Consider the following 25,877-nt stretch of genomic DNA (forward strand, 5'->3'; position numbering starts at 1 on the left):
ATCCCCGAACTTTTTGTTTTCTTCTTATTTGACCACGGGAATGTTCAAAGTAATGTTCAGGGGTCTGTCCCCGTAACAACCTTTCTCCCCCCTTGACAATGCTCACCAAAGAACTACAACAAAAAACACTAGGCCTGCTCTATGTCAAGAGCAGTCCTAGTATTGTACGGGGACAGACCCCCGAATTTTTTTATGCGGTTGCTTTTTGTTCAGTTGCTTCTGCTACTGAAGGGCCGCCATCGTCTTTCATGCTGATTCCTGTAAACCCGTAGATAATCGTAATGATTGGACATAGGAGACAGAAGAAAGCGAAAGGTAAGAATGAAAGGACAGGTACGCCTAGTACGCTCGTCATGAATACGCCACTTACACCGTATGGGATTAAAGGATTAATCACTGTCCCACCCGCTTCAAGCGTTTTGGACAAGTGCTTCCCTTTTAATCCTAGCTTACGGTACTGCTTTTCATACGCTTCCCCAGTAAGTACGACACTCATGTACTGTTCCCCAAGACTAATGTTTATCCCAATCGCAGATAGGGTCGTTGATAAAACAGCTTTCCCTCTATTGTTTACAGCTGAACGAATCGCACTAATTAACGTATCAATAATGTTAAGTCTAGAGAGAATACCTCCCATTCCAAGGGCCAAAATTAGGAGGGACGTAGCCCACATCATGTCTTGAATGCCACCACGAGTGAGGAGCGTATCAATGTCCTCAGTGCCTGTAGTAGCGGTAAAACCTTCTTGAACAAGAACCATCCATTGGCTCGCGGCTACTTGTCCGTCCAAAATAACAGCAACAATAAAGCCGCTCACGATACCCGCAATCATCGTTGGAATAGCAGGTGTTTTTCTAATGGCCATTACACCCATCACTAAAGCCGGTAATAAAGCAAACACCGTCACATGTGTATTTGCAGTTAATGTTGCAATCCATTCGTTCACTTCAGATGTGGCTGTCGGTTCTTGGGCTCGTCCAATAATAAAGAATAAGACCATACTGATCAACGTGGCTGGCACTGCCGTCCACATCATGTGACGAATGTGCTCGAATAAATCTACCTTACATACACTCGAGGCCAAGTTTGTGGTGTCAGATAATGGACTCATCTTGTCACCAAGTAGCGCTCCGGATACAACTGCACCAGCCACCATCGCTAAATCCATTCCAAGGATCGAGCCAAGCGTCATAAAGGCAATTCCAATCGTCGACGCCGTAGTGAATGAACTTCCTACAGCCATCCCAACGATTGCAGTGACTATGAAGACACTTGGCAAAAAGTACTCAGTTGATATGACTTGAAAGCTGTACGCAATTAAAGTTGGAATTGTACCAGATTGCATCCATACCGCAATCAAGATCCCAATAAGCATAAAAATGATTACAGGAATTATGCCTGATCTTATTCCTTTAACTAGACCTTCCTCTACAAAGGACCACGGTTGCTTTTTGATTGTATTAAATAACGCTAAAAGTAAGATGACAAGGAAAATCGGAACGTGAGGCTGAGCGTCCAAATAGACAAGAGACACCCCAATCGTTGCCAAAATCATCCCAATAACGGCCACCGCTTCAATACGGCTTACCTTTGGCTCTCGCCCGCTCTTACCATCCATCTCTACACTCATCTCAACATCCTCCTTTTCCCACAAATGTTCGGGGGTCAGTCCCCGCACAATGTTGGTGGCAACAAAAAAACTTCTCCTGTCCTGGTTAGGGACGGAGAAGTTTCCGCGGTACCACCCTATTTGACTAGACGTTGCGCACTTGACTCGTGTTCACTCACCCATACTCATACTCAACTCGGCTCAACTTGCTGTAGGCTCTGCGCTGTCTTTGTCCACTTTGGTTTGCGATCGCATAGTGATTAAAAGTGTATTTCATCTTTGATTCTGCCTGAGTTTACAGCTCCCACTCAGTCTCTGTTGACTGCTCGAATCAAAGCTACTATGCTTTTATTACGATCTACTTTTCATTTGTTGTTTTGTTTGCTATCTCACTTAGACGCTTAAACGCTTTTAAGTAATAAAGTGTTCGTTTGATAGTTATTAGAATAATATGCTTCTGCCTATTTGTCAACTATAAAGAAGAACTTACATGTAAGGTTGGACGCCTGCACGATTATAGCTGTGAACAGCATTCAGCCGCTTAGCCAGAAGTTCTTTACTGGATACCCGTTGCACACTTGAGGTGTTTCCTCTTTGATTTTTCCGCACTTTTTGTTGCTGCTCTTGAATGAAAGCCCTCTCCTCATTTGAAAATGACACTTGGCTTTTTAAATCATTCACTACAGAATGGGTTTGTTGAGATTCCTTACTTCTTCTTTTCGATGTTCCTATCGCCATTGCCGACTGAGCCATTCGCCGCTCTCTGCCTTCCTGAAAAGAAACGACATTACTACTCTCGTAAGAAGTACTCTTATCCCTACGCACTGGACTGTTTTTCCCCTTACTCGCCCTTTTGAGGTCATTGGAGAAACTAAGGACATTCCCTCCCTTTTTATCCTTCTGTACTGGAGAAAAGAAGGTCTCAGCTACCGGAATGGTCTGTCGCTTTATCCTTGCCTGTTCTGCAATAAGAGGGGTGCTCCTTCCTCTTGTCCTTTGCTGATGATAGGTCCTTCTTGTAGCCGCTTCTTTTTTCGATTCGATCGAGCGAGATGGTGAAAGACGTTTTTTCACTTTCTTCTTCTTATTCATCTTTTTGGCTTTCTTCTCTGCTCTCTTCTCTGCTCTCTTTTGCGCTTTCTTCTCTGCTTTTTTCTCTGCTGTTTTCCTTTCTTTCTCTAACTCTATTGCCTTATCTTCTGCAGCTAACGTGTCGCACATGAACTTGGTATATTGAAGAATCATTTTATACGCCTCTTGAAGTTTTTCCCTACCATACGCTTTTGCCAAGGATACTTTTAAACTTCTGGAATTGCATTCAATAAACCAAAGTTTTTTATTTTTGTCCAACCCAAGGTCAATCCCCACTTCACCACAGGGGCCGTCGTGTTTCTCTAGCTGGTGCATGACCATGGAAACGAGGTCGCTCATTTTCGACTGAACGCTCTTTACTTCCTCTTCCGTAAATTCAAGCTTCTCCTTTAAGAATGACTCCAAAGGGTAACTTTTCGCATGAGTGGTGATCGGGGCATCGCAACTGCCCAATCTCACACAAGGAGATACTGCATTTACCGTATTGTTTCCATCCTTTTGAACCTCTACACGAATATCGACCAAGCGCCCTTCGTATGTGAGCAAATTGATTGGTTCTTGAATAATCACCTTTTGTTTTCGGTAAAAGGCTTTAACATGGCTCATTAAAGAAGAGAATTTCTTCACATTAACCTTCGTTAATTCTTCTTTGAACACACTGTATTCGTAACCACTCTTCACCTTTTCAACCATCATCACTTGCCGGCCCCGTCCACCCTTAACCCCTTTTAAGTAGACTCGACCATATTTATCGATCATGTCCTTTACGTCAGCCTGGTCCTTCAGTACAACCGTTTCTGGCAAAAAAGGCCTGATATACTGTGATTCATGTAATTTTGTATAGACTTTCCACTTATTAAAGCCCGTAGACCGATTAATTAAGTGAATTCTTTTTTTACGCAAAAACGATTTCAGCTTTTTGTTCTTTGACAAACTAGCCCCTGCCACTCTTCGATAAATCACCCTAGGTATAGGGATGTTTATCTTTTGAACCCATTTTTCATTTTTATGATGATAATAAGTACCCGTCACTGTCCCTGTTTCCACGTTTACATCTTCAGGTGAGAAAAAATAAATATCCATTCCCACTTGAACACTGGCAGCAACGAGGTCATGGTCCCGTTCAATGGCATTTTGCTTGGTGACCATCTCAGTTAAGACATTCTCAGTTACCATTACGCCTAAGCAGTACGTATCCATCCTCGCTCTCCTTTACATTCAAGTCCGGTTAGTTTTAATGTATGTGAAGGATGGTATTAGGACACGGGTAAACAACCAGTTCAAGGCTAGATAACAAGTATGGTATATTATGCTAAAGATCTCATTTCCTACTTTTAGCATACAAAAAGGAGCACACAACATGAAGAAGCCCGTCGTCCGCGTGTATGACTCGAGATATCAAAAGCAAGTAGAAGACTTGATTTTGTCCATCCAGCAACAGGAATATGCCATTCCGATCACAATTGAAGATCAGCCCGATTTACACTCGATCCCATCCTTCTATCAAACAGGAAACGGCAACTTCTGGATCGCCTTAGATGGTGAACAAGTAGTCGGTACGATCAGCTTGTTAGATATAGGGGATAGTCATTTGGCTCTTAGAAAAATGTTCGTAGCCAAACCCTATAGAGGATCTACCTTTAGGACTGCACACGAATTACTCTCCACCGCCATCAATTGGGCAAACCAACGAGAAGTAAGCGCCATCTACCTTGGAACGACACCTGCATTTAAAGCCGCACACCGCTTTTACGAGAAAAACGGTTTTACAAGCATTCCGCCAGATGCTCTTCCATCCCGCTTCCCCGTCCTCGAAGTGGATAAAAAGTTTTATCACTATGTATTAAATAAAAAAGCCAAAACTCCGATTACGAACGATAAAGAAAACTTGGCTTCTCGCCCATAACGGCGAAAGCCTTAGTTGTACTTATGCTGGAAGTATAATGAAAACTTGTCTTTTCGCCGATAATGGCGAAAGTTTTAGTTGCACCTATCCTCTGGGAGGACAGAAAACACCGAAAAGGCAGAGAGACCCCCGTCTCTCTGCCTTTAGGAATGCTCAAAGCCTTCATCAGTTGAAGCACCCTACTTTACTCTTCATCCCACGGAATCCCGTGCTTTTCATAAACCAACCGCTTTCCGTAGCGAAGCGGATTCTCGAACACTTTTTCCACTACATCTTCTTCATACGCTTTTACGACGGACACTTTCGCCGAGTGGGCGTTCGATTCGATGAACCACACTTTCCCGTTTCGATCGAGAGCAAAGTCAATTCCTAGCTCCCCAACAGGACCATAATGGCCTTCAAGCGCTTCGTAGCAGTCCGTTAAAAATGCTTCAATCTTTCGATCAGCTACTTCAAAGGCTTCGTGGGAAAATTGCAGCTTTTCTTTTAAAAACTCATCGTAAGGAAAGCTTTCAGAATGAGTCGTAATTGGCGAACCCACTTGTGACACTCTCGAACAAATTGCCACCACTTCAAGCTCTTTTTCACCGTTACGCTGCAGTTCTGCCCTCATATCCGTTACCCTATTGTTGTAACGCATCAAATCAATCGCAGTTTGAATCAAAAAGGGCTTGTTGCCCAAAACCTCTTTTACATCTTCATAAAGTTGTTTCGTCGATCCCGATCTTCCCGTGAACAGTCCTTCTTTATAATAACGATACGTAAAGAAAGGCCCGGTTTTCTCCACCTTGATCACTTGCTCGCCTTTGCGACCATTGAAAGCTTTAATAAACCCGGCACTTTCTTTTGCAAAAAAGTCATCGAGAACTTTTACACTACGAACCCTCTTTGTAAACGGCAAATACTCACGAAGCTTTTCATTTTTCTTTAAAATACTATACAAATCAAGCTTATTGAACCCTCGTAAGTAATTGATCGAAGGAATATTCTTTTCCTCCATTTGTTCACGGAATTTTCGCGCTTTCTCACTTGCTGACGTGAAGATCGCACCACCACCACGGTTATAAATGACGTCGGGATACTCAAAGGTCTTTGTTTTCCAAATACCTCGTTTGCGATCCAGATAAACACCGTCGATCGTTTGACGCTCAACATCCACACACGATCCATTGAAATAAAACAACTTCATCTGTTCTTTCTCACTAGCTTCCACTGTTTTTAAAATGCGAGGACCGGCCTCTTGCTTAAGAAGGTTACGCAGTGCCCGTGCCCCCACTGTCACACCGACAACAACACCATTTCCTTTCAACACCTTCACCACCAACATGAACTTCAATCTCTTCATCATATGAAAACAATGGTAAAATGTCCCTTTCTATATGATAGAATAATATGGAAGATAAAAAGATGCTTAACAGAGGAGAATAGCGGATGGGACCGGAGCGCTTCACTCATGTGATGATTATTAGTTCTTTAGTAACAATAGCAGGGCTCATTTTAATTTTTTCCAGCAGTCATTTTGGAACGAGTATGGTAGACAATTGGATGCGTTCCCAGTCAAGTTTTGAAGATTTCGGTGTAGACACCATTTTTTATCACCTACACATTCAAAGCTACACAACCAACTTTTTAGTGACAGGAAGTATTTTGTTTGGTGTTGGTCTTGTGACACTAGTTGGAACGTATTATCACAAACTTCTAGCTGAGGATAAAAAAGAAGCACCATCGAAGCGAAAAACGTCGATGCATATGGTGCCATCGAGACGTCAGAGCCGTCGCCCAAGAGTATAGGCTGGGCATTGGACCATTGGGAGTGTCGCTTTTTGTCGTTTGGCCGATATATCGGGAATAGTGGTTGATAAAATATGAATAAAGCTCGATAAACTTCGGATAAGGCTCGATAAAATACCATTAATGCTCGATAAACCCGCATTAAGGCTCGATAACCAACCTACCGATATACCCTCGAGCTGCCCCTTTCCTACACGACGAGAAAAAACCCCAAAGGAATCTACAACCTTTGGGGTTCTGCTCTTTATTCGTTTCTCACTAACACGACGTATACGTGGTCGAGGTTGATGACCTCCATCACTTTCAAGTTCGCTTCGTTCGCGTCAGCTACAAGCACATCCGATTCGAGACGCTCGTGAAGAGGTGGTCCCTTTGTAAATTCTTCTTTTTTCCACTCCACAATGGCACCTTTGCTACCGTCTTTAAGCATGCGCTTCATTTCGCGAAATGCCTGAACCCGGTCTTCCACTTCGTGCATCACAAAGGCAGCGACTAGTCCGCCCACCGAATCGTCCGGCAAAGGGATGTCTTCTAGAGTTGCCTCAATCAAACCTACTTGCTCAAAGCCTGCTTCCATGGCTCTTACGCCTAAAAGACCGAGCATTTCCGGCTCCACATCGACAGCGTACACATCGTTTTGAGTCCTCTCTGCTAGAGGTAGGGTGAAGTATCCATTCCCTGCGCCTAAATCGCAAGCTGTGTCTCCATCCTTCAACTCCAGTAAATCCGCTACCCAATCGGCGTCAATCAAGGCTTTCCTGTCGGGAGCGAGCAGCCGGTCTGCTTTAGCCGGATCGAATCGTTCGCCTGCCATTAGCGTTCAACCTCCGTCTGATTCAGCATGTCCATTACCTGTTCTCTCTCAGCGTCGCTTTGGATGAGGGCGTCGAGGTCGTACACATCCATTTCTCCGCTTGCTAGGTTGTATAATGCGCCGATAATGGGTACTCCTTGGCCGTATTCTTGGTATACAGGGTGCTTTTTAAGTTTTGTAACTTGGTAAAGAACATTATATTTACAAAGCTTTTCACTCGTCCATTCTCGGCTTTCACGGTCCTCTGGGAGGCTTTCTTTGACATGTTTGAGCCAGCCTTGGAGGCCTTCTTCTTTATTGTCTGCCCAAGCGGCTTGCACACCGCCGCAACCGGTGTGGCCTTTGATGAGAATATATTTTACTTTTAAATGGACAAGAGCGTAATAAAGAGTTGCGCTAAAGCTCTCGTCTTCGTGAACGACTTGGTTTGCGATGTTGCGGTGAATGAACATGTGTCCCGGTTCAACATCCATAATGGTTGTTGGACATACACGGGAGTCACTGCAAGCGACCACGAGAAACTCGGGGTGCTGCCCTTCGTTTAAGCGTTCAAAAAAAGTCGGATCATCTTTAAGCCATTTCTTTTGAAATTCTAAATTCTTTCGCTTTAAATCTTTTAATTCCACGTCTCATCCCTGCCTTCTTTATTTTACGTTAAGACCTATGAGCGCTTGATCAATGGACGGGTATTGACTGTGGGCACCGAATTTCTCGGACCAATTTGCCCGGTCGAGCAAGTCCCTGACCGGTCCTTTCACACTCACAAGCGTCGTTTGCACGTGATGATTGTCGCGCTCTGTGCGAATCCATTCCTCAAGCTCATCAAGAGCAATGGCATCCATATCGTTTACCCCGGAGAAATCGAGGACCACATGAGAGAGCGCCTCTCTTTTAATCACCTGATCGTGCAAATAATCCTTTATAAATTCCATATTAGCAAAATAAAGCGGCGAATCAATCCTCACAATCAAAGTTTTCTCAAATGTTTTGGCATTTGTAAAACGATTGACATTTCGATATAGGTTCAATTCTTCCACATAACCAAGTTCAGCGATGTGCGGTTTACTACTTTGATAGATAAATACAAGAAGTGAAAAGGCTATACCAACGGCAATTCCCCATTCAATTCCTAGGGTTAGTGTGGCTAAAAAAGTGACGAGTAGCGTAATGCCATCAATTCGTTTGACGCGCCAGAGATGAACCGCTTCTTTTACATCGATGAGCTTATACACAGCCATCATAATAATCGCTGCCAAAACGGCTTGAGGCAAGAAATAAAACCAGCCAGTAAGGAAGAGAAGGACGATCACAATAAGCCCTGACGTAATGATGGCTGCAACAGGGGTTCTTGCACCGGCGTCGTAATTTACGGCCGAACGTGAAAATCCACCTGTTACGGGAAAACCAGTGAAGAAAGCTGCGCCAATATTGGAAAGACCCAGCCCTCTTAATTCGCCGTTTGCGTGGACACGATATTTTTCTTTCGCTGCAATGACGTTTGCCATTGCGTATGATTCAACAAAGCCGATAATGGAGATTGTAATGGCTGTTGGTAACAGGGCGAGAACGAGGCTGGTGTCGATCACTGGCACCGTAAGTCCTGGAAGCCCTGCTGGGACGTCACGTAGAATCGCAACACCGTTCGTGTGAAGGCTCAAGGCCCACACCGTGAGCATGCTAAGAGCAACCACAACAAGGGGTGCCGGAAGCTTCTTCGCCCACTTCTTCATTCCTATAAGAATCGCAATGCTACCAAGCCCGATCATGAGCGTTGGAAGATGAATGTCTCCAATGCGTAGGATCACCTCTGAGATGATCGCAAACACGTTTTTTGAACTTTCCAGGTCGATTCCAACCAAGTGCTTGAGTTGACTAAAAGCGATAATAATAGCAGCTGCACTTGTAAAACCTGAAATGACGCCGTGGGAAATGAATTTTGTGACCACGCCGAGCTTAAGTACCCCCATCATTAGCTGAATCACACCGACCATCAGAGCCAGTAAAATAACAAGGGACACGTATTCCGACGATCCTGGCTCTGCCAGGCCAGATACACCTGAAAAGATAAGGAGCGACACCATGGCAACAGGTCCTACGGCCAATTGACGTGAGGTACCAAACAGGGCGTAAATCAAAATCGGAACCGTCGCCGCATAAAGGCCCATCACAGGTGGCAAGCCCGCAAGCATGGCATAGGCCATCCCTTGAGGCACAAGCATAATCGCGACAATTAGCCCCGCATTCAAGTCTCCCCGTAAATCTTGTCTTAGATCATAGTTCTTTAAAACACCTAAAATAGGTAACCAATCTTTCAACTCATTCCACCTCCAAAATTGGGGTCAAAATAAAATTGGGGGTCTGTCCCCCGAACAATTGTGTAAATAGTGATTTCTTGCAGGACATTTTGCAATTAGCATAACGTTTTCCGTCAAAACAGCAGTCATGTCAAACCTGAAACAGTCAATCGCTTTTCACATTATTCCACGACGAATCGATCGCATGCATATCGTAAAGGCGAGAAGGATCGGGGTCTGTCCCCCGAACAATTGTGTAAATGCTCCTGTTTTGCAGGAGTGATGGGAAAGTCTTAGCCCAATACACGCCTCGTTTATATACCCATATAGGTATATAAAAGAACAAAAAATAAAAAGGCTTTTATACCCCTATAGGTATAATACCTCTTTGTTTGTGTTGTGTCAATTGCTACAAAGCCTGTCCATTTTATGTATCTTTAAGTGCCGCTACAAAAGGCGACTTTCTTGTGATAGTCCCCCTCTCTATCCTCGTCACTTTCCAGCATAACTGAAGAACTTAAATATGAAATAAAGAAGTCCGAGTACAATGAGCACTTGCACAAATCCACCGATCACGCTGAGCAACAATGCCACAGCCCAAAACAAGAGTAGTAAGCCAATTAACCGTCCTACCATCTTTCATCCCCCTCCACCTAACACCGTTTATCTACACTATGCATGGGAAATAGATCTTGTCTCCGCGCTTGTTGCGGCGTTTAAACAGATTGAAATGAGATTTAAACAGGTTCAAGTAGGATTCCAACAGGTTCACCTTCGCTTTAAACAGGTTCGCTCCACCTTTAAACAGATTCCTCCCCCATTTAAACAGGTTAGCCCTCCTCACTCTCCCCCCTCAACTCTGGCCCACCTCCAAAAAAACCAAAAAAGGAGCCCTCTCCGTCATTGGAGAGGGCTCCTTTATCTAGCGTCCTCGAATCATATTGATGATAAACACGACCAAGGCAATAACAAGCAATACGTGAATAATCCCGCCGGCTACATCAAGCAAGAACCCGAATAACCATAATACAATCAGGATCCCGATAATTGTCCAAAGCATGTGATTGTCCTCCTTTGAGTAAGTATAGAACTGCGATTACGTCTAGAATCATAAGCAAATGTAAGAACGTTGCTAATTCTACCTTTCCCCAACATCACCAAAATAAAACAACCAGTCTAGAAACGTCAAAAGTCACAACCATTTTCCTAATTCCTTGTCAACTCTACAATCCCAATTGTGCGGGGTCTGACCCCAATACTTTTCGACACCCTCCTCCTCAAAAAGAGAACCCCCGTTTTCTAATAGGGCTTCTCTTGATAAAAGTAATTCGGCACGACAATCCGGTCATCATACTCTTTATGAAAAATGTGCGTTGTGGCCGGAGACACGGGAGGAATAAGCCAGTCCCATTGGCCGGTCAAATCGCGCCCCGCCCCACCTTCTCTGTTCTCAAACTGACGAAACTGCTCCGCTGCCGTATGGTGATCGACGATGCTCACTCCGTCCTCTTTAAAGGAGTGAAGCACGGCCCGGTTCAACTCCACAAGGGCACGATCCTTCCACAAGGTCGACACACGCCTTGTATCCAGCTCAAACAGGGACGCCACCTGCGGCAAGACATTATACCTGTCTTCATCAGATAAATTCCTGGCACCAATCTCTGTCTCCATGTACCATCCGTTAAACGGCGCCAACGGATACGTCAACCCGCCGACCTCAAGCTTCATATCAGAAATGATCGGTACCCCGTACCATTTCAACCCAAGATCAACGAAGCGTTGCTCTTCTGGATGCCTAAGTTCCACTTCAACGACCAATTCTTGTGGAATCTCAAACCACCGAGGCTCCCGATCATCGACTTGAATCACTAGAGGAAGAACGTCAAAATCCGTTCCTCTACCTTTCCAACCAAGCCGTTCACACTCACGAGTAAACGCCACTGACCACGAATCCCCGATCACACCGTCACCAGTCTCATACCCCGCATATCGAATAAGCTGGTGATTCCATATCCGCACGCGGTCACGGCCACCCTGAAGACGAGCAGGAAAAATCGTGATTGTCGGTCGAATCCGTCCCCCATTCGTCGCATACTCAATGTGCTGGCACAGGGCTTGAAACACCGCTTCTTCAGAGGTCAGAGCCCTCGCATCAAACACCTCAAGCATATTCCAAAACAAGCGACCGATACACTTGTTACTATTTCGCCACGCCATCTTCGCTCCGTGCGTGAGTTCCTCGGCTGTATGGGTATACGTTCCCGTCTCAGAGATCTCTTGCTCGATCTCCTCAAGGCGAACAGAAATACTCTCTTCTTTTTCCAATTCACGATAGCACGTCTCCACAAACGCCCGCGCTTCTCTCATTAATTCCGTCATTTTATCTCCACCGTTCATTGAAACACTCGAGAATAGTATACCTGAATTTACCCTAGGAATAAAATCACATCACTCGCTCGATCACCCTGTCCAGTTCGTCCCACCGGATAAAGCGAGACCCGCGCCACACTTCTTTTTCCTCTACGAAAAAAACAAGCGTCGGCGCAGTAAACACCGTCCACTGTCCTGACACTTCAGGTACCTCTTCAATTTGCACAGACTTCACACTCACCTCTTGAACGCCTTTTTCCCATTCAAGAAGCTGTGCACCAACGGCGTCACACACAGAACACTGACGCGACTTCAAGAGCACAAGTACGGCTCTTTCGTTTGCCAAAATACGGCCCATCTCTTCATACGAAGTGACCTTTTCCATGTTCATTAACATCTCCATTCGTCGTTCAACTTCCGAACTCCCGCCTTACAAACCCCGTATGAAAGCCAGCTGCATCCTTTGCAAATGTGATCCAAGTCATCCGGCTTCAACGTCCTCGCCGTCCACTCCACAAGCTTGCTTTTTCGGTACAACTTTCCGTCTTCCAATTTAAGATGCTCGATCGCCCGCGTATCTAATCCTTTCACATGAGCATCCGAACCTTCATTTGCGACACACAACGTCCCACCGTTATGAGGACACGCCGTACACGCATCATCCAAGTCGACTACAACACGGATCGGAAAATCCTTCTCCGGATCCCGAATGTCCGCCACAATCGTCTCCATTTTTTTCACAAAACCAGGACTGTACCCCATCCCCTGAAAACCGTGCACACAAAGCAAATGATGTCCCCTTAACGTACGAACGTCCCCCATCCCTAACGCCTCCAGACCATTTGTCAACCTAATTATATTTATAGTTAACATTCTATCATTTATGAGGAAAGAGGCTTCATTCTTTTTCTACTAACCTAACGTTAAAAGGCCGTTCATTTTAAGAAAAATACATAAAAATACTGAACACCGCAATTACAAGAACCGATGTCACTACCGTTTGTTTGTTCAACCGCCCTTCTTCTTTCGCTACAAATCCTAATGCAAAAAGAAGTAAGGCCACCCCGGCTGACATAAGGATGACGATCACGGCCCACGTATGCTTCTGGGCAAACGAGCTCATCGCCTCATAATACCTTGCTCCAAAGTAGGAAGAGGCAACAACCAACCCTAATAAGTATAAAAAACTCACGAGTTGTATAATGGTCCATTTCTTCATTACTATACCTTTCCACCTTTACTTGACCCCCACATTCTCACCTAAAAAAATAGACAAAAACGCCTAACCCGAACACCATCAATACCGTTGTAATCACCGTTTCTTTCTTTAAACCCTCTTCCTTTTTTGCAGCAAAACCTAGCATAAATAACGCTAGCGCAATAAGAGAAGATAAGCCGATCAATACCAACACCCAAGGATAGTTCCGGGAAAATTCCGGACCGTATTCCTGATACTGATTCCCAACTTGAACGAGACTGAATAGTAACCCGATTATGTATGCAAGACTAATGATTTGAACAACTGTCCATTTCTTTTTTGTCATCTTGATCCCCAGTCTATCTCGTGATTTAATTGCTTTACCCGCTATCTATTACTCTCATTATCTATTCATATATAAAGTTATGAAAAGCAAAACAGTCATCATTGAGAATGTAGTAAACACAGCCGTTTTGTTAAGTTCCTTAGTTTCGTGTTTGACTACGTAACCTAACCCAAATAAAAAAATCGCCACAAATAATGAAAATATAATTATGTATCCGATCCATAAATAATTCAAAACCACTTCTCGCGTTGCATCATAATTGCGCTCAGCAAACAACGAAAAGCCTATAACTACAGACACAATATAAAGGAAGGTAACGATTTGAATGATCGTCCATCTCTTCTTATTCACAGGATCCTCCCGTTACATTTACTTATTTGCACAGCATTAATAAGTAGAAGTCTAGTTTTCTTCGATTACTTTTCACCAGCTATTCACATAAAGAGAAATCGCAATGAATACACCGAGCATCACAAAAGCATACAAGAAGGTTCGGATGTTCAGTTTTTTTGTTTCATGCTTGACTACATAAGCCAAGACCAATAGAAACACTCCAACGAATATCGAGAAAATCCATAGGTATGCAATCCACAAATATGAAAGTACGAAATCTCTCATTTCGTCATAATGCCTTTCAGCTAGTAAAGAAAACCACGCCCCCGTTGAAATGATATAAAGAAAAGCGATAACTTGAACGACGGTCCAGCCTCGATTACTCAGAAGAAACCCTCCATTTCCGGCGATCTCCTAAATACATTCCCACCGTTGTAAGCCGATATCTTGGACCCTTTTTATTGCCTAGCTATTCACATAAAGAGAGATCGCGATAAATACACCGAGCATCACAAAAGCATACAATAAGCTTCGTATGTTCAGTTCCTTTGTTTCATGCTTGACTACATAAGCCAAGACCATTAAAAATACCCCAATAACTAGTGTGAACACCCATAGGTAAGCAATCCACACATTTGAAAGTAGAAACTGTCTAAATTCTTCATTGCCGTTTTGTGCAATTAAAGTAAACCACGTCCCCGTTGAAATGATATAAATAAAAGCAGTAATTTGAACAACCGTCCAGCCTCGATTACTCAGAAAAACCCCTCCATTTCATTTGACAGCGAAGTTCTGTAGACCAGCTTAAATATCTTCCCTCATCTTGTCACCAAATCCCGGATTCATTTTAAATATATGAGCACCATAAAATTCATCAAACCCATTTATATATTTATCTCGCGAATTATTTAGCAAAATAAGAGAGAAGGCCAACACAATTTCTTCACGATGAGCAAAGGCATGGCCAACGGAACGAAACGCTGCGACCATAAAGAAGAATAGCGGAATGCTTATAAAAGCAAGAAAATCAGTACTCTCAATCGGAATAAAAATCATACTCAACAACAAAGCTGGAAGTATTGTAAAGACGATTCCCAAGACCGCCCATATCGCTGTACGCTTCCCATCTCTCAAAAACAAAAAACGAACCATGTTGTAAAAAGGAAACCAACAAGCAGCCACCGCCACAAGAAAAACAGAAAGCGCCTGGTTTAATCGAGCTCCTTCTTTCTCATTTTTAAGGTGTGTTGGCCGCTCCATTGAAAGCCACCTCTCCACAACCTCTTCATCTGTGGAATAAATCTCTTCAATCATTGTTCGCTTTCGCTGTTCCTTATTTTCCTCAAGCTCATGTTTAAATGTTTTAAATGCTTTAGCACTCTGCTTGTATCCTACAAACAGGCTCATCGTCCATATTCCCAAAATTCCAAAAAAAGTTTGTGTTTGAATCTGAAAACTCGGGTGCACAAACATGAGAAAAGAGATCACAAAACTATAAAACAATACCATATATGAAGTACCAATCTTTTTATAAAACGTCATACCCAACTCTTCGTATAAATAGAAAAACGAATACGGGGGAAATTGTTTACCGGACATCCCGGTTCCTCCTTTACTTTTCATCTCGTCTTCATTTTCTTGTAACTAATCAAAAAGACAAAGGCCACCGCACCGTTTTGGCTTGTTTGATGTGTTTATTTGACAATCCCTTACCTAACGACATTTACAACCACTACAAAGGCAATAACGATTGAGTAGGCAAAAAGAGCTTTCAAAAACGTTTTCCCATCCACTCTTCTTTCCTCCTGTCGATCTCTAACTACTTTAAGTACATAGACAAATACTGCAGATACCAAAGTTAACGCATAGAGAAACCAAATAAGACCTCCCACCTCCAGAAATGGTGTAGCGAGATATTCGGTATCAGGGTTACCTTGAAGTAACTTAACCGTTGCACCACTAATAAAAACATAAGCTAAACAACAAACGATTAGTATATTCCATTTTTTATTGTTCATGTCATCACCTTCGGGTTCAGCCATAACTTTGTTCGCCTCGTTCCCTGTTGTTCCACACTATCTGTAAATCAAAGGACAAACCTAAAGCTCCAATTATTCATCCATCTTTATAGTAAAACTCATTGATTGTGTTATTGTTTCAAAAGCGTCCAAAATAAAATGCCGCTAACGATCATACCCAAAATAATAACGATGCTGAATTCGCTTGCAAGTAAAACTATATCTCTAAATATGATTTTCAATGGTTCATAATCAAGCCAGTAGGTTATAAAGAAAAGACATAGAAAAATAACTATAGTCTTTCTAACCATTTCCAAGTACCTCCCAACACACCCATAATCAATTACCTAGAAGTAAAATGTTTGTTGATTTTATACTGTACATACCAAATTGTGAAAAAGAAGGTCGCTAATTTGGAGACGGGAATGGAAGAGTCATAGCTCTTCAACAGACTAACAGCTCTAAAGCTCAAGATCACCATTACGGTAACACCATAAAAGGTAATGATACGGTCCAGCCCATCGATCGTTGCCACAAACCCTTCACTAAAAGGAAGTATAAGATACAAAACTGTAAAAAGAGCTGATAGGGAATAAAGAATGAGAACGGATAACGGAAATTCAAAAGACACCTTTTTCTCAGGATCAATCTTATTTAATTCTTTTCGTCTCGTAAGAAACCAATAAGGCATGTAGATCCCCATTGTAATAAGAGACAATAGAATGGTGACAATAACTGGTGTACTTTTAAACTCCGGTGTATCGGTTTGATCAGCTACTATTTTTTGTTGTTCCATGACAATCTCCTTTTCATCCCTTGAGTAAGGGCTTTATTTATCATGTAGTGGTTTTTGATTTTTAGACCACAAAACTAACTAAGAGCCCGTATATGCAGCATAGGCAAATAGAACAACCACTACAGTAATGGTAAAAGAAACTACTTTTCTATCAATATAACCGTACTTTTTCGCAAAACTAGCGAAAACATACATACAGAGAGCAAAAGTCGTGAGAACCGCAATGATCAACGCCGTAATCCTCATAGTCATACTAGATGGATCGAATAATTCCGGATTCACTATAGATGTCCCGGCAATTGTCACAATCGCCATTACCACAAAAAGAGCTGATACAAGTTGTACGATTGACCAATTTATACGACTCAAAAAACCACCTTCCTTTTTTGGTATACGTGATATACGAGTAGAGTTGCTTAATGTTTCACTTTAATCATAGTATGAGTCCCATTTAGAGCCTATTGAACTCACTTTATAATTTCTTTAATAATGGATAAGCTTTTCATGCTTTGCTTGGCTAACATACACATTCATCGTTCTTCTTATCTCCTTGAATCCATCTTTTTTCACTACTTCAACAAGATCCTCTCGATCAAGGTGAAACGTCCACACCCCATTTTTGACGAGGTTATGGAGTGATTCGTCCGAATAACTGTGTTCTGCTACAAGTTTTTTCGCTAATCTGTTTCGAGGTATAAGTGAAACAGCATATCTATCAAGAAAGTCAAAGCCAAGCCTGTATACGATTTTCTCTTGGATAAGCATTAACCAGTCAGACCTTCTCTTACTATAATCAACAGCAAATCGAGCAAACACGGGATCGTTTAATGTTAATCTAAAATGAACTTTAAATGGCTTTTCTTCACCTGGAACATGCTCGTCTTCTTCGGATAATGTATAGAAATCTTCTTTCTGCATAGTAAACCTCCCTACGGGGTCATCTGTTTATAAACAGCCACAAGCCAAACACTGCCATGATGAAAAACACCGTCCCGGCAATTGCTTGTCCATTTACTCCACCGTGTTTTTTAGCCATTTCAGCTAAAATCATGACAAACACTGAAACAAACATGACCAGACCAATGAAAAGAACAAATGGACCGTAATTTTCGAAAAATTGTTCACTATAAGCTACATCCCTACTAGCTAACCATAATAAAAACGAAATGCTGGAAAAGCTGCTCAAGAAGGCAATTACCTGTACTTTATTCCATTTTCTCCGTTCCATTCGAACCCCTCATTTCTTCACTCGACCTTTCAAAATATTGAACACCATCAACGAACCATCCAAACATAAATCGCTAGAACTGAAATGAAGCCGATGGTGTAAATAAAAACATATCGATTTACTTCACCAACCTTTTTACTAAAATAAGAAAACATAATAAGAAATGCAGTAAGAATAATGGAAAGTAAAATAAGAGGAAGCATCGGGACGGTTCTGGCGCTTCTTTCGTTTAGCGAAACAAAATAAACATAACTGACTACAGCCATGCAAATAGTCCACCTTTGAGTAGCAGTTTCTCTAGCTCTACCAGGATGCGCGGGACCAATGCTTCTCACTCATGTTCTTCACCTACTTACCCTCTTCATAGATAATTTGATAAAAAGTGAATGACCTCTCTCGTTTTTTCTTAATGATCTAATCTATTAATACTTAATCAACTTCTCATGCTTTGCCTGGCTGCAATAGGCATTCATCGTACTCTTAATCTCTTTAACACCAACCTTTTTTACTACTTCTACAAGCTCTTCAAAATCAAGGTTAAACGTCCAAATGCCATTCTTAATTAAATGATGAAGAGATTCGTCCGTATAGCCGTTCTCTTCTGATATTTTCTTAGGGTAGAGAAAAAGACAGGTATTTACCCTGTCCTTTTTACTCTTTTTTTAAATGTCTTCTCTTGTTTCTGGAAATGTTACCAGACCAATTTTTGTCATTAAAGTCATATACTTTTCATCAAATGAGTTAATATACTGCTTTCTTGAATTTAATAAAAATATAATGGCAATAGATAACACAATTTCTTCATGGTGTGCAAGAGCATGTGCCAATGTGGAAAAAAAGCCTTTTAAGAATAAGAAAAAGCTTACTGCAAAGAGAATTAAAAAGAATGCTTCCTCTGTTCCAACCAGAAGGATGATAAGGGAGATTGGCATTACAGAGTAAAGAAAGACTCTCCCGATTGATTTTTTTAGTAATTTCTTATCCCTTAAGTTTAATGAGCGATAGACATGATAAATAGGAAAGTACACCATGGTGAAAAAAAACAGGCTGAATGTGAGCGTTCTATGCCAACCTGCCCCAACCTTTGGACTTTTATAATGTGTAGGACGCTCCATTGAAACCCACTTCTCCACCACTTCCTCATCGTCTGTATACAGGGATGTGACGGCGTTTTTTTTTCGCTGTAACCTGGCTTCTCTTAAATCACCTTCAAGCTCCTGAAGTTTTTTTCCACTTTGAATATAGCCAACTACCATACTCACAATCCAGATTACAGACGCCACTCCAAAAATACTCCCGTTTACCCCACTTGCAGGAAAAGCCAGCGCTAACAGGGTGTACAGGAATGCAAACAATGGTACTAAATAAAATATGGCTTTTTGAATATACCCCTCTTCCCCTGTTTCCTCCGCAAGATAGAAAAAAGAGAGAGGGGGAACTCGTTTTATTAACATCGTTTATAACCCCCTTTAACGTTTTAGCTTCTAATTGAATTTAATGCAATAACGAACAGAATGACGCCAACCATGCCTATCCCAGTTTTTAAAAAGGTGTTAAATGTAACAGGCTTTCCTTTTTCTGAGTCAATTGTTATTTTAAGAATAATAATGTATATTGCTAAAGCAAGACTCCCAAAGTAGGAAATCCGTATCAAATTAATATCAGAACCCAAAAATGGTTCAGCAATATGGTGAGTTTGGGGATCTTGATACAATATAGTTAAAATACTTCCTGAGCCTAATATATAAATCACACAAATTGTTAAAATGATTGTCCATTTATACTTTGCCATTATTCCACTTCCTAAGGTCCATAATATTTACCTTCCCATTTTGTTTCAGGGTTAACTTCTACATTTGATTTTTCTGTATTTGCATCCGGCAGTGTCTTCTCTCCTGTAAAAAGATCTTTAATCCAGTCTGCAAATGCTGTAACACCATTTTGAACGCCTTCCCAAAGAAAACTGAAAGCTCCTTCTTGCTTTTCTGGAGAAACGTGTCTGGCTATAAGATAACCCCCAGTAAAGGTAAGAAAAAATCCTAGAGTAAAATCTGAAAAACCTGCATTTCCGGAAAAATCTTTAGCGATAAAATGGGTTAGACCACCAAGTGTGCCTCCAAGAACTGCTGTACCAAAACGGGCGGCTTTCGATGAAGCACCAAGTATTGCTGCTCCCATACCTGCAGTGAATACACCTGCTATACCAGAGATAGTAGCACTAAAAAATCTTTCCCCAAGCCCCATTCCTGGGTTCGTCAACAAATTAAAAGCAAAGTCTATAACAAACGGAACCCCAAAAGAAGCCCCAAAAAACTTCGCTTGTCCAACTAATCCCATCCTCACTACATTTGCTGCAAATACTTTAATACCCGCAAATCCAAGTAATGGTGTAACTGTCCACGCAATAGCACTAAAGATATTAAAGTCTCCAGTACCAATCGTACGAATCCCGTATATAATTGCCGAGGTTAGGGATAATGCAACAAATGCACCTGCGACCAGCGCTCCCGCAAGCGTAACTGGTGCCACCACCATAACAAAGACAACAGCTGCAGCAAGAAAGACCAGAGTGAGTGCGGCAATCTCAAAGATATAAAAGTGCTCATCTATCCAACTGAGGATCGAGTTTCCGAGTTCCGACCACCAGTTTGAATCTGTCAAGTTATTGAAAACCTCTACCAAATTATCGATTTTGGGCTGAACTAGAGTATCCCAAGTAAGTTGAAACGCGATTTCAGCACCGTTCTGAATATCATTTAATATATTTTTAGCGCCTTCAACTACAGGTGCTCCGTTCTCTTCCCACCAAGGCACAACACTCTCTTCCCAAGCCGTTTCTAAGTAGCCTTTGGCGTCGTTGTAAAATTCTTTAGTATCATCCCAAAACTTACTTAACCAGTTGCGATCATCACTATCCGCCCCGCCTCCAGGATCACCATTATTAGGACCACCGGTACCTGGTCCTCCAGTTCCAGGACCGCCTATATCAGGATCACCAGTTCCAGGATCACCATTACTCGGACCACCTGTGCCCGGACCACCTTTATTTGGATCTCCTCCAGGAACTAATCCGCCCCCTCCACCCGGGCCCCAGGCATCTTTATCTTCTGCATCTGTATCACTCAGACGAGAATTTTCACGCTCAGGAAAAATAATTCCGCTGTCGTCATTGTCATTAGCAAAACCGGAGCTTGATAAAAACAGCAAACTGCTTATGACGGTGATGACAAAAGCCAATATCCATTGATTATAACTCCAGCTGATCCTGTTCATCTCTATCATACTCTCCTTTTTTGTTTTGACAACGACTAAAACGATCAGGGACAATTCCTACTAGCAACGAGATCTTACTGACACCTTGATGCAATGAATTCAAAGCCGGGGATAGATTCCACATCCGCAGCTGCTTGAGCGAACAGATCATTATTGGAAAGATCGTCGCTGCTTACTGTTACATAAGAGGGATTTCGCTTTGCATAGACCTGTACTTTAAACTCTCCATCATAAGGAAAGCGAACCGTCACGTCATCCGGGCCTTCATTGACTGCCCCATTCTTTTCCGCATAGTAAGTGGCAGCTCCTTCCACCTGCTCCCACTGTTTTTGGACCCCTCGGCACATAATCGCCGTTACGTCTCCATGGTCACCATCAAAAAAGAATTCAATGGCGTCTACAATATCAATTTCTGCCGTAGGATCTTCCAGGCGGTCAAGGATCGACTCCGGAATCTCCCATTCTTCGTAAATGTCGTCCAGCAACTCGTCTTCGTCAATTTCTTCCTCGTCTTCATCTTCTTCATCGCGCTCGTCAAGAAGTTCTTCCAAAAGTTCGTCAAGCTCTTCACCGATACGCTCATCAAGATCTCTCAATTCATTTAACACTTCTGCACGAAGCTCACCTTCATAAGCCTCTCGTATTTCCTTTGCAGCAGCGAGAGCACCGGCATCTGCACTCGTTTGACTGACCCGTTTGTTAGCAAAGGTCGTAAAAATATCAAAAAACACAAAGCTCATAAATATGGCTGCAATCAGAATGGCAACCACGATAATCAGCGTACTGCCCCGTTCTTCTTTCATGATCTTGTTCATCCTACAGCCTCCCCACCGATCTTTCCCGTCCATTTATCAGTCATCCTCATCCGATTCATAAGGCATCGTAGCTGTAGAAGTGATATTTTGGTCAATGTTTCGGATTAACGGCATTTGGATCATAGGTACTTTCGTAACCACCGTTACTGTCACTTCCGGACCATAGGATGACTCAGAAATAGACCTGCCTGGCGTACTAACTACGTCCAGTCCAGCAGCAGAAGCTTGTACCGCCTGCACATAATCGCCATCCACCGAAGCTGCTCGGGCACCATCCCGAGCAGCAGCTTCGGTGACTACAATGGCGTAAGAAACCAGTGCCATCTGCCAGATAAAGAGGAATGCAAAGATAATCAGCGGAAATACAGCAACAAATTCCAGCGTCTGCGAACCTTTTTCATTACGTTTAAATTTATTCCAATGTCTTCTCACTGTAATCCCTCCTCTTTATCCAATTAATTAACCGCCAAGCTGGTTTATAAAGTCTGCTAGTCTTTCTACAATCGCACTTCCCATAGTATCATCACCATCAAGGAAAGCGATAATTCCTGAAATGAACACGATAACTAGAAGACCAAGTGCTACCCACTCTAGAGAAAGGGCTCCTCTTTCCTCTTTAACCGTTTCCTTCGCTTGATTTAACTTTGCGTCCAACATTACATACCATTTGTTCAACATCATGAATCTCTCCTTTTATAGAATAATATTTTACTTTCAGTGACTCCCAGCAGTAATCTATATCTATCATTAAATGGGCGTTGCCCATCTATGAACCAAAGAATATATCCAACCCAAAAGCCCCCGGGTTGTAAATGAGGTTTAATATCATGAGACCGACAATCATTAACAGCACCGAAGGAGCAACGATAAACGTCGTAACCAATGTGATTTGCGGGCTTGCTTTAGCTGCTTTCTCCTTTGCTTTAAATCCTCTTGTCTGCCTTAAATCCTGCGCCTGAACGTTAAAGGTTTGAGAAATCGGAACACCTAGTTCCTCTCCTTGTATTAACGAGGTGACCAGGCTTTCAAGCTCTTTTGAGGTGTTTCGGTCTAGCAACTGTTGAAAAGCTGTTTTCCTTGGTACACCTAGGCTTGTCTCCCTCGTAAATCTACCAATCTCCTCACTCAGAGGTCCATCCATCCTCTCAGAAACCTGTCTTAGCGCGCCATCTAATGAGGCCCCTGCCCGAAGTGAAATACTTACTATATCCATAAAGTCTGGCATTGTTGCGCTGATAATTTCCTGCCTGTCTTTTGCTTTAAGTCTGATCCAGATGTTCGGGAACACAAACCCCGCCACAGGCATTATGACCATCAAAAGAAAACCAAACGGCATTCCAAGCATATGATAGGCCCAAAAGATAATTAGACTCCCAAAACCTAGTACATAACGCAGTCCATAAAAGGTTTTTAATGTCATCCCCATCGGCTGTCCTGCATAAATAAGTTGCTTTTCATCATTTTCTATATTTACAAACAACGGATACTTAAGTGCTGTTGGCCCTACATATTCACTTGCACGTATAAGCGGGCCCAACAACTTTTCCTTCATTGTCCGCTTTTCCTTCTTCCTTTCTCCTTCTCCCACGTACTGGACGAGTTTTTGTTTTTTCGCCACGTACAACCAAATAAAGATAAAAGAAATAAGGATCATGAGGAGAATCAGCATAAACAAGAAGGCCACTGTTGACGTGAACATTTCATCCATAGGCTTACACCCTTATTCGTGTTATTTTTCGGATAATGGCAAAAGCAACAAGTTGTAAGACAGCAAATACAGCAATCAGAATCAGACCCAACGGGGTAAATAGCGGATTTAAAAATCCCGGAATAACAAGGTTCATCATCATCGCCATTAAAATAGGGAGCGTTGGAAGCATAATAGCAATGGTTTTTGCCTCGGCTGTAAGGGTATTAATTTCCTTGTTTACACGCTCTCGTTCTTCCAGTGTCCCCGCCATGATTCCAAGCACTTCTGCCAAGTTCCCACCAACTCTCCGCTGAATGGAAATGGTATTCACAAAGATCTTGAGTTCTTCACTGGCAACCTTCTCAGTCAGTCCATTCACCACTTCATCAAAGTTGCCACCAAGATTCAGTTCTTGATTTAGCTCTTGGAATTCACTACCAGCTGGGGCAGGTAGTTCCTTAGCCACAATGCTGATTCCCTGATGCAGGGTCATCCCCGCTTTAACGGTGTTGCTCATCATCCTGCAAACTTCCGGCAACTGCTTGTTAAAATCATTCGACCGTTTGTTCTTTCTTGAATTCAAAAAGATCTTTGAACCGCCCCATACGAGGAGGTACGCCATTACTAAGTCGAGTGGAAAGAGTAGCTGAAGTAAAAAACGGTTTACAAACCACAGTGCCGCAAAAATTAAAATACAAATCGCGCCGTACTCTGACGCTTTCATGGACAAGTTCGCATGTGCAAGTTTTTCCTTTAAGCTACTTGACAACTCAGACTCGTCATACTTGTCACCAAACAGATATATAAAACTTTTCCGCTTCTGTTCACCTTCTGCCTCGAACCAACGGCTTGCCCGCTTTTGAGCTCGTTTCGTCTGACTCGCTTCCCAGTAAAAGTACGCGGCTGTGAAAAAAGCAAATAGCGTGGCACTTAGAGAGACTACAGCCCCATTCATCGAAGCTCACCTTCTTTAAAAATGTCCGGTGATAGATCAACTCCAAATGACTTGATTTTTTCATAGGCTTTCGGGATATACCCCGTTGCTTCGAAATGTCCGAGGACGTTGCCCTCATCATCCAATCCGTCTCGTTTGTAGCGAAAAACATCTTTCAGGAGTACTTTCCCGTCTTCCTCAATAATCTCTGAAATGTTAACAAGCTTACGTTGCCCATCGGGTAATCGCTCGCTTTGTACAATCAAATCAAGTGCACCTACGAAGTATCCTCGAATCACGTCAACGGTTAAAGGCAGACCTGACATAATGACCATTGCTTCCAGACGACCGAGGGCATCCTTTGGCGTATTCGCGTGAACCGTTGTAAGAGATCCTTCATGACCAGTGTTCATGGCTTGAAGCATGTCTAACGCTTCCGTACCTCGAACCTCACCAACAATGATCCGGTCTGGCCTCATTCGAAGTGCGTTTTTCACCAGGTGGCGAATAGCAATTTCCCCGGTTCCTTCCATGTTGGGCGGACGGGCTTCCAATCGTACGAGGTTGTCATAGTCAAACCGAAGTTCCGCCATGTCCTCGATGGTGACAATTCGTTCCCCTTTAGGGATCGATGCACTCAGGACATTTAAGAGTGTCGTTTTACCACTACCCGTTCCCCCTGAGACAAGCATGTTACATTTCGCTTTTACCAGTGCCCGGAGGAATTCTCCCATCGTTTCATGAAAGGATCCGAATCCGATCAATTCGTCCATGGAGAACGGGTCCGCTTTAAACTTTCGAATGGAGATGACCGGTCCGTCCAAGCTAATCGGTGGAATCGCTGCATTCACCCGGCTACCGTCCGAAAGTCTCGCATCAACCATTGGCGAGCTTTCATCGACTCGGCGACCGATTGGGGCAATAATCCGATCAATAATATGACGGATGTGCTCGTGATCTTTAAATCGTACATTGGACCGCTCCAGTCGTCCCCGTCGCTCAATAAACACATCCTTCGGGCTGTTTACCATAATCTCCGTAATATCCGGCTGTTCGAGAAGGGCTTCTAACGGACCATAGCCGACACTTTCATTAATCATCTGACGGATAATCTCTTGCATCACTTGAGAAGGAATGATGACCCGTTCTTCCTCAATCATCTTTGATACAAGGCGTTCAATGGTTTGCTTTCGCTCGTTTCCATTCAGCTTTGTAATCGACTCAAGGTCCGCTTCTTTGATCAAACGACTCTTATAATGGCGGACCCAACGGTCAACCTCTTGATCTTGTACGTTCACCGGTTCAGCCGGCTTCTCTCTTGTAGCCGTATTCGTCCGTTGCATCCAAGACATCTCTCTCACCTACTCTCT

General features: G+C 42.8%; 31 protein-coding genes. 2 read left to right on the forward strand and 29 right to left on the reverse strand.

What is annotated here, in order from left to right:
* Positions 1-190: 190 nt before the first annotated feature.
* Together nhaC and G476_RS0116620 are read right to left on the reverse strand one after the other, a co-directional pair.
* Positions 191-1,630: a Na+/H+ antiporter NhaC gene (gene nhaC / locus G476_RS0116615; RefSeq protein ID WP_245579687.1), complete on the reverse strand. Its 1,440-nt coding sequence runs from the start codon at positions 1,628-1,630 to the stop codon at positions 191-193.
* 465 nt (positions 1,631-2,095) lie between these two features.
* A complete protein-coding gene (locus G476_RS0116620) occupies positions 2,096-3,901 on the reverse strand; it encodes a YheC/YheD family endospore coat-associated protein (protein ID WP_026691089.1) in 1,806 nt (601 codons plus the stop codon).
* Positions 3,902-4,061: 160 nt separating this feature from the next.
* On the opposite strand from G476_RS0116620, the gene G476_RS22300 reads away from it, so the two are divergent.
* A complete protein-coding gene (locus G476_RS22300; protein ID WP_051314889.1) occupies positions 4,062-4,607 on the forward strand; it encodes a GNAT family N-acetyltransferase in 546 nt (181 codons plus the stop codon).
* Between the two features lie 184 nt (positions 4,608-4,791).
* Here G476_RS22300 and G476_RS0116630 read toward each other — a convergent pair whose 3' ends face one another.
* On the reverse strand, positions 4,792-5,934 hold the full coding sequence (locus G476_RS0116630) for a YheC/YheD family protein (protein ID WP_026691090.1): 1,143 nt from the start codon (positions 5,932-5,934) through the stop codon (positions 4,792-4,794).
* A gap of 104 nt (positions 5,935-6,038) precedes the next feature.
* Here G476_RS0116630 and G476_RS22305 point away from each other — a divergent pair, with 104 nt between their 5' ends.
* Positions 6,039-6,398 (forward strand): hypothetical protein, encoded by a 360-nt coding sequence (locus G476_RS22305; RefSeq protein ID WP_051314890.1) that lies wholly within the window; start codon positions 6,039-6,041, stop codon positions 6,396-6,398.
* 244 nt (positions 6,399-6,642) lie between these two features.
* Here the strand turns inward: G476_RS22305 and G476_RS0116640 are convergent, their stop codons facing one another.
* From G476_RS0116640 to G476_RS0116790, 26 genes are all read right to left on the reverse strand, one after another.
* A complete protein-coding gene (locus tag G476_RS0116640) occupies positions 6,643-7,212 on the reverse strand; it encodes a class I SAM-dependent methyltransferase (RefSeq protein ID WP_026691091.1) in 570 nt (189 codons plus the stop codon).
* Positions 7,212-7,838 (reverse strand): carbonic anhydrase, encoded by a 627-nt coding sequence (locus tag G476_RS0116645; protein ID WP_026691092.1) that lies wholly within the window; start codon positions 7,836-7,838, stop codon positions 7,212-7,214. Before G476_RS0116645 ends, G476_RS0116640 begins: the two co-directional genes overlap by 1 nt.
* Positions 7,839-7,856: 18 nt before the next feature.
* Positions 7,857-9,527, reverse strand: a complete 1,671-nt coding sequence (locus tag G476_RS0116650) for a SulP family inorganic anion transporter (protein WP_026691093.1) — start codon at positions 9,525-9,527, stop codon at positions 7,857-7,859.
* Between the two features lie 471 nt (positions 9,528-9,998).
* Positions 9,999-10,142 (reverse strand): DUF5670 family protein, encoded by a 144-nt coding sequence (locus G476_RS23670; protein ID WP_156906618.1) that lies wholly within the window; start codon positions 10,140-10,142, stop codon positions 9,999-10,001.
* A gap of 286 nt (positions 10,143-10,428) precedes the next feature.
* Entirely contained in the window at positions 10,429-10,566 is a 138-nt protein-coding gene (locus G476_RS23675) for a lmo0937 family membrane protein (RefSeq protein WP_122900711.1), read from the reverse strand.
* A gap of 239 nt (positions 10,567-10,805) precedes the next feature.
* A complete protein-coding gene (locus G476_RS0116670) occupies positions 10,806-11,885 on the reverse strand; it encodes a nitric oxide synthase oxygenase (RefSeq protein WP_026691094.1) in 1,080 nt (359 codons plus the stop codon).
* Positions 11,886-11,949: 64 nt separating this feature from the next.
* Positions 11,950-12,267, reverse strand: a complete 318-nt coding sequence (locus tag G476_RS22310) for a thioredoxin domain-containing protein (RefSeq protein ID WP_051314891.1) — start codon at positions 12,265-12,267, stop codon at positions 11,950-11,952.
* Positions 12,267-12,698 (reverse strand): DUF1284 domain-containing protein, encoded by a 432-nt coding sequence (locus tag G476_RS0116680; RefSeq protein WP_026691095.1) that lies wholly within the window; start codon positions 12,696-12,698, stop codon positions 12,267-12,269. The genes G476_RS22310 and G476_RS0116680 overlap by 1 nt, the downstream gene beginning before the upstream one ends.
* 118 nt (positions 12,699-12,816) lie before the next feature.
* A complete protein-coding gene (locus tag G476_RS0116685; protein ID WP_026691096.1) occupies positions 12,817-13,095 on the reverse strand; it encodes a hypothetical protein in 279 nt (92 codons plus the stop codon).
* Between the two features lie 37 nt (positions 13,096-13,132).
* Positions 13,133-13,420 carry a hypothetical protein gene (locus tag G476_RS0116690; RefSeq protein ID WP_026691097.1) on the reverse strand — a complete coding sequence of 96 codons (288 nt, stop codon included), beginning with the start codon at positions 13,418-13,420 and terminating at the stop codon, positions 13,133-13,135.
* Between the two features lie 1,137 nt (positions 13,421-14,557).
* Entirely contained in the window at positions 14,558-15,352 is a 795-nt protein-coding gene (locus G476_RS0116710; protein ID WP_026691099.1) for a hypothetical protein, read from the reverse strand.
* Positions 15,353-15,462: 110 nt separating this feature from the next.
* Positions 15,463-15,795, reverse strand: coding sequence for a hypothetical protein (locus tag G476_RS0116715; RefSeq protein ID WP_026691100.1), 333 nt, complete (start codon positions 15,793-15,795; stop codon positions 15,463-15,465).
* Between the two features lie 319 nt (positions 15,796-16,114).
* The gene (locus G476_RS0116725) at positions 16,115-16,567 is read right to left on the reverse strand and encodes a DUF4234 domain-containing protein (protein WP_026691102.1); all 453 of its coding nucleotides are present in this window, start codon (positions 16,565-16,567) and stop codon (positions 16,115-16,117) included.
* A gap of 78 nt (positions 16,568-16,645) precedes the next feature.
* Positions 16,646-16,936 carry a hypothetical protein gene (locus G476_RS0116730; RefSeq protein WP_026691103.1) on the reverse strand — a complete coding sequence of 97 codons (291 nt, stop codon included), beginning with the start codon at positions 16,934-16,936 and terminating at the stop codon, positions 16,646-16,648.
* A 114-nt stretch (positions 16,937-17,050) separates the two neighbouring features.
* Positions 17,051-17,485 carry a hypothetical protein gene (locus tag G476_RS0116735; protein WP_026691104.1) on the reverse strand — a complete coding sequence of 145 codons (435 nt, stop codon included), beginning with the start codon at positions 17,483-17,485 and terminating at the stop codon, positions 17,051-17,053.
* 19 nt (positions 17,486-17,504) lie between these two features.
* The gene (locus G476_RS0116740; protein ID WP_026691105.1) at positions 17,505-17,795 is read right to left on the reverse strand and encodes a hypothetical protein; all 291 of its coding nucleotides are present in this window, start codon (positions 17,793-17,795) and stop codon (positions 17,505-17,507) included.
* Between the two features lie 47 nt (positions 17,796-17,842).
* Complete coding sequence (locus G476_RS0116745; RefSeq protein WP_026691106.1) at positions 17,843-18,061, reverse strand: hypothetical protein; 219 nt, start codon at positions 18,059-18,061, stop codon at positions 17,843-17,845.
* A 396-nt stretch (positions 18,062-18,457) separates the two neighbouring features.
* Positions 18,458-19,249 (reverse strand): hypothetical protein, encoded by a 792-nt coding sequence (locus tag G476_RS0116750; RefSeq protein WP_026691107.1) that lies wholly within the window; start codon positions 19,247-19,249, stop codon positions 18,458-18,460.
* Positions 19,250-19,272: 23 nt separating this feature from the next.
* Positions 19,273-19,587 carry a hypothetical protein gene (locus tag G476_RS0116755; RefSeq protein ID WP_026691108.1) on the reverse strand — a complete coding sequence of 105 codons (315 nt, stop codon included), beginning with the start codon at positions 19,585-19,587 and terminating at the stop codon, positions 19,273-19,275.
* 11 nt (positions 19,588-19,598) lie between these two features.
* A complete protein-coding gene (locus tag G476_RS22315) occupies positions 19,599-21,068 on the reverse strand; it encodes a hypothetical protein (protein ID WP_035187224.1) in 1,470 nt (489 codons plus the stop codon).
* 74 nt (positions 21,069-21,142) lie between these two features.
* Positions 21,143-21,883 carry a pilus assembly FimT family protein gene (locus tag G476_RS0116765; protein ID WP_026691109.1) on the reverse strand — a complete coding sequence of 247 codons (741 nt, stop codon included), beginning with the start codon at positions 21,881-21,883 and terminating at the stop codon, positions 21,143-21,145.
* 36 nt (positions 21,884-21,919) lie between these two features.
* Positions 21,920-22,315, reverse strand: a complete 396-nt coding sequence (locus G476_RS0116770) for a TadE/TadG family type IV pilus assembly protein (protein ID WP_026691110.1) — start codon at positions 22,313-22,315, stop codon at positions 21,920-21,922.
* A gap of 27 nt (positions 22,316-22,342) precedes the next feature.
* Positions 22,343-22,564 (reverse strand): hypothetical protein, encoded by a 222-nt coding sequence (locus G476_RS0116775; RefSeq protein ID WP_156906619.1) that lies wholly within the window; start codon positions 22,562-22,564, stop codon positions 22,343-22,345.
* An 85-nt stretch (positions 22,565-22,649) separates the two neighbouring features.
* Entirely contained in the window at positions 22,650-23,591 is a 942-nt protein-coding gene (locus G476_RS22320) for a type II secretion system F family protein (protein ID WP_051314892.1), read from the reverse strand.
* A 4-nt stretch (positions 23,592-23,595) separates the two neighbouring features.
* Entirely contained in the window at positions 23,596-24,528 is a 933-nt protein-coding gene (locus G476_RS0116785) for a type II secretion system F family protein (RefSeq protein WP_026691112.1), read from the reverse strand.
* Positions 24,525-25,859, reverse strand: a complete 1,335-nt coding sequence (locus G476_RS0116790) for a TadA family conjugal transfer-associated ATPase (protein WP_026691113.1) — start codon at positions 25,857-25,859, stop codon at positions 24,525-24,527. Before G476_RS0116790 ends, G476_RS0116785 begins: the two co-directional genes overlap by 4 nt.
* Between the last annotated feature and the right edge of the window lie 18 nt (positions 25,860-25,877).

It is taken from the genome of Alteribacter aurantiacus DSM 18675 (assembly GCF_000429705.1).
GTDB lineage: Bacteria > Bacillota > Bacilli > Bacillales > Salisediminibacteriaceae > Alteribacter > Alteribacter aurantiacus.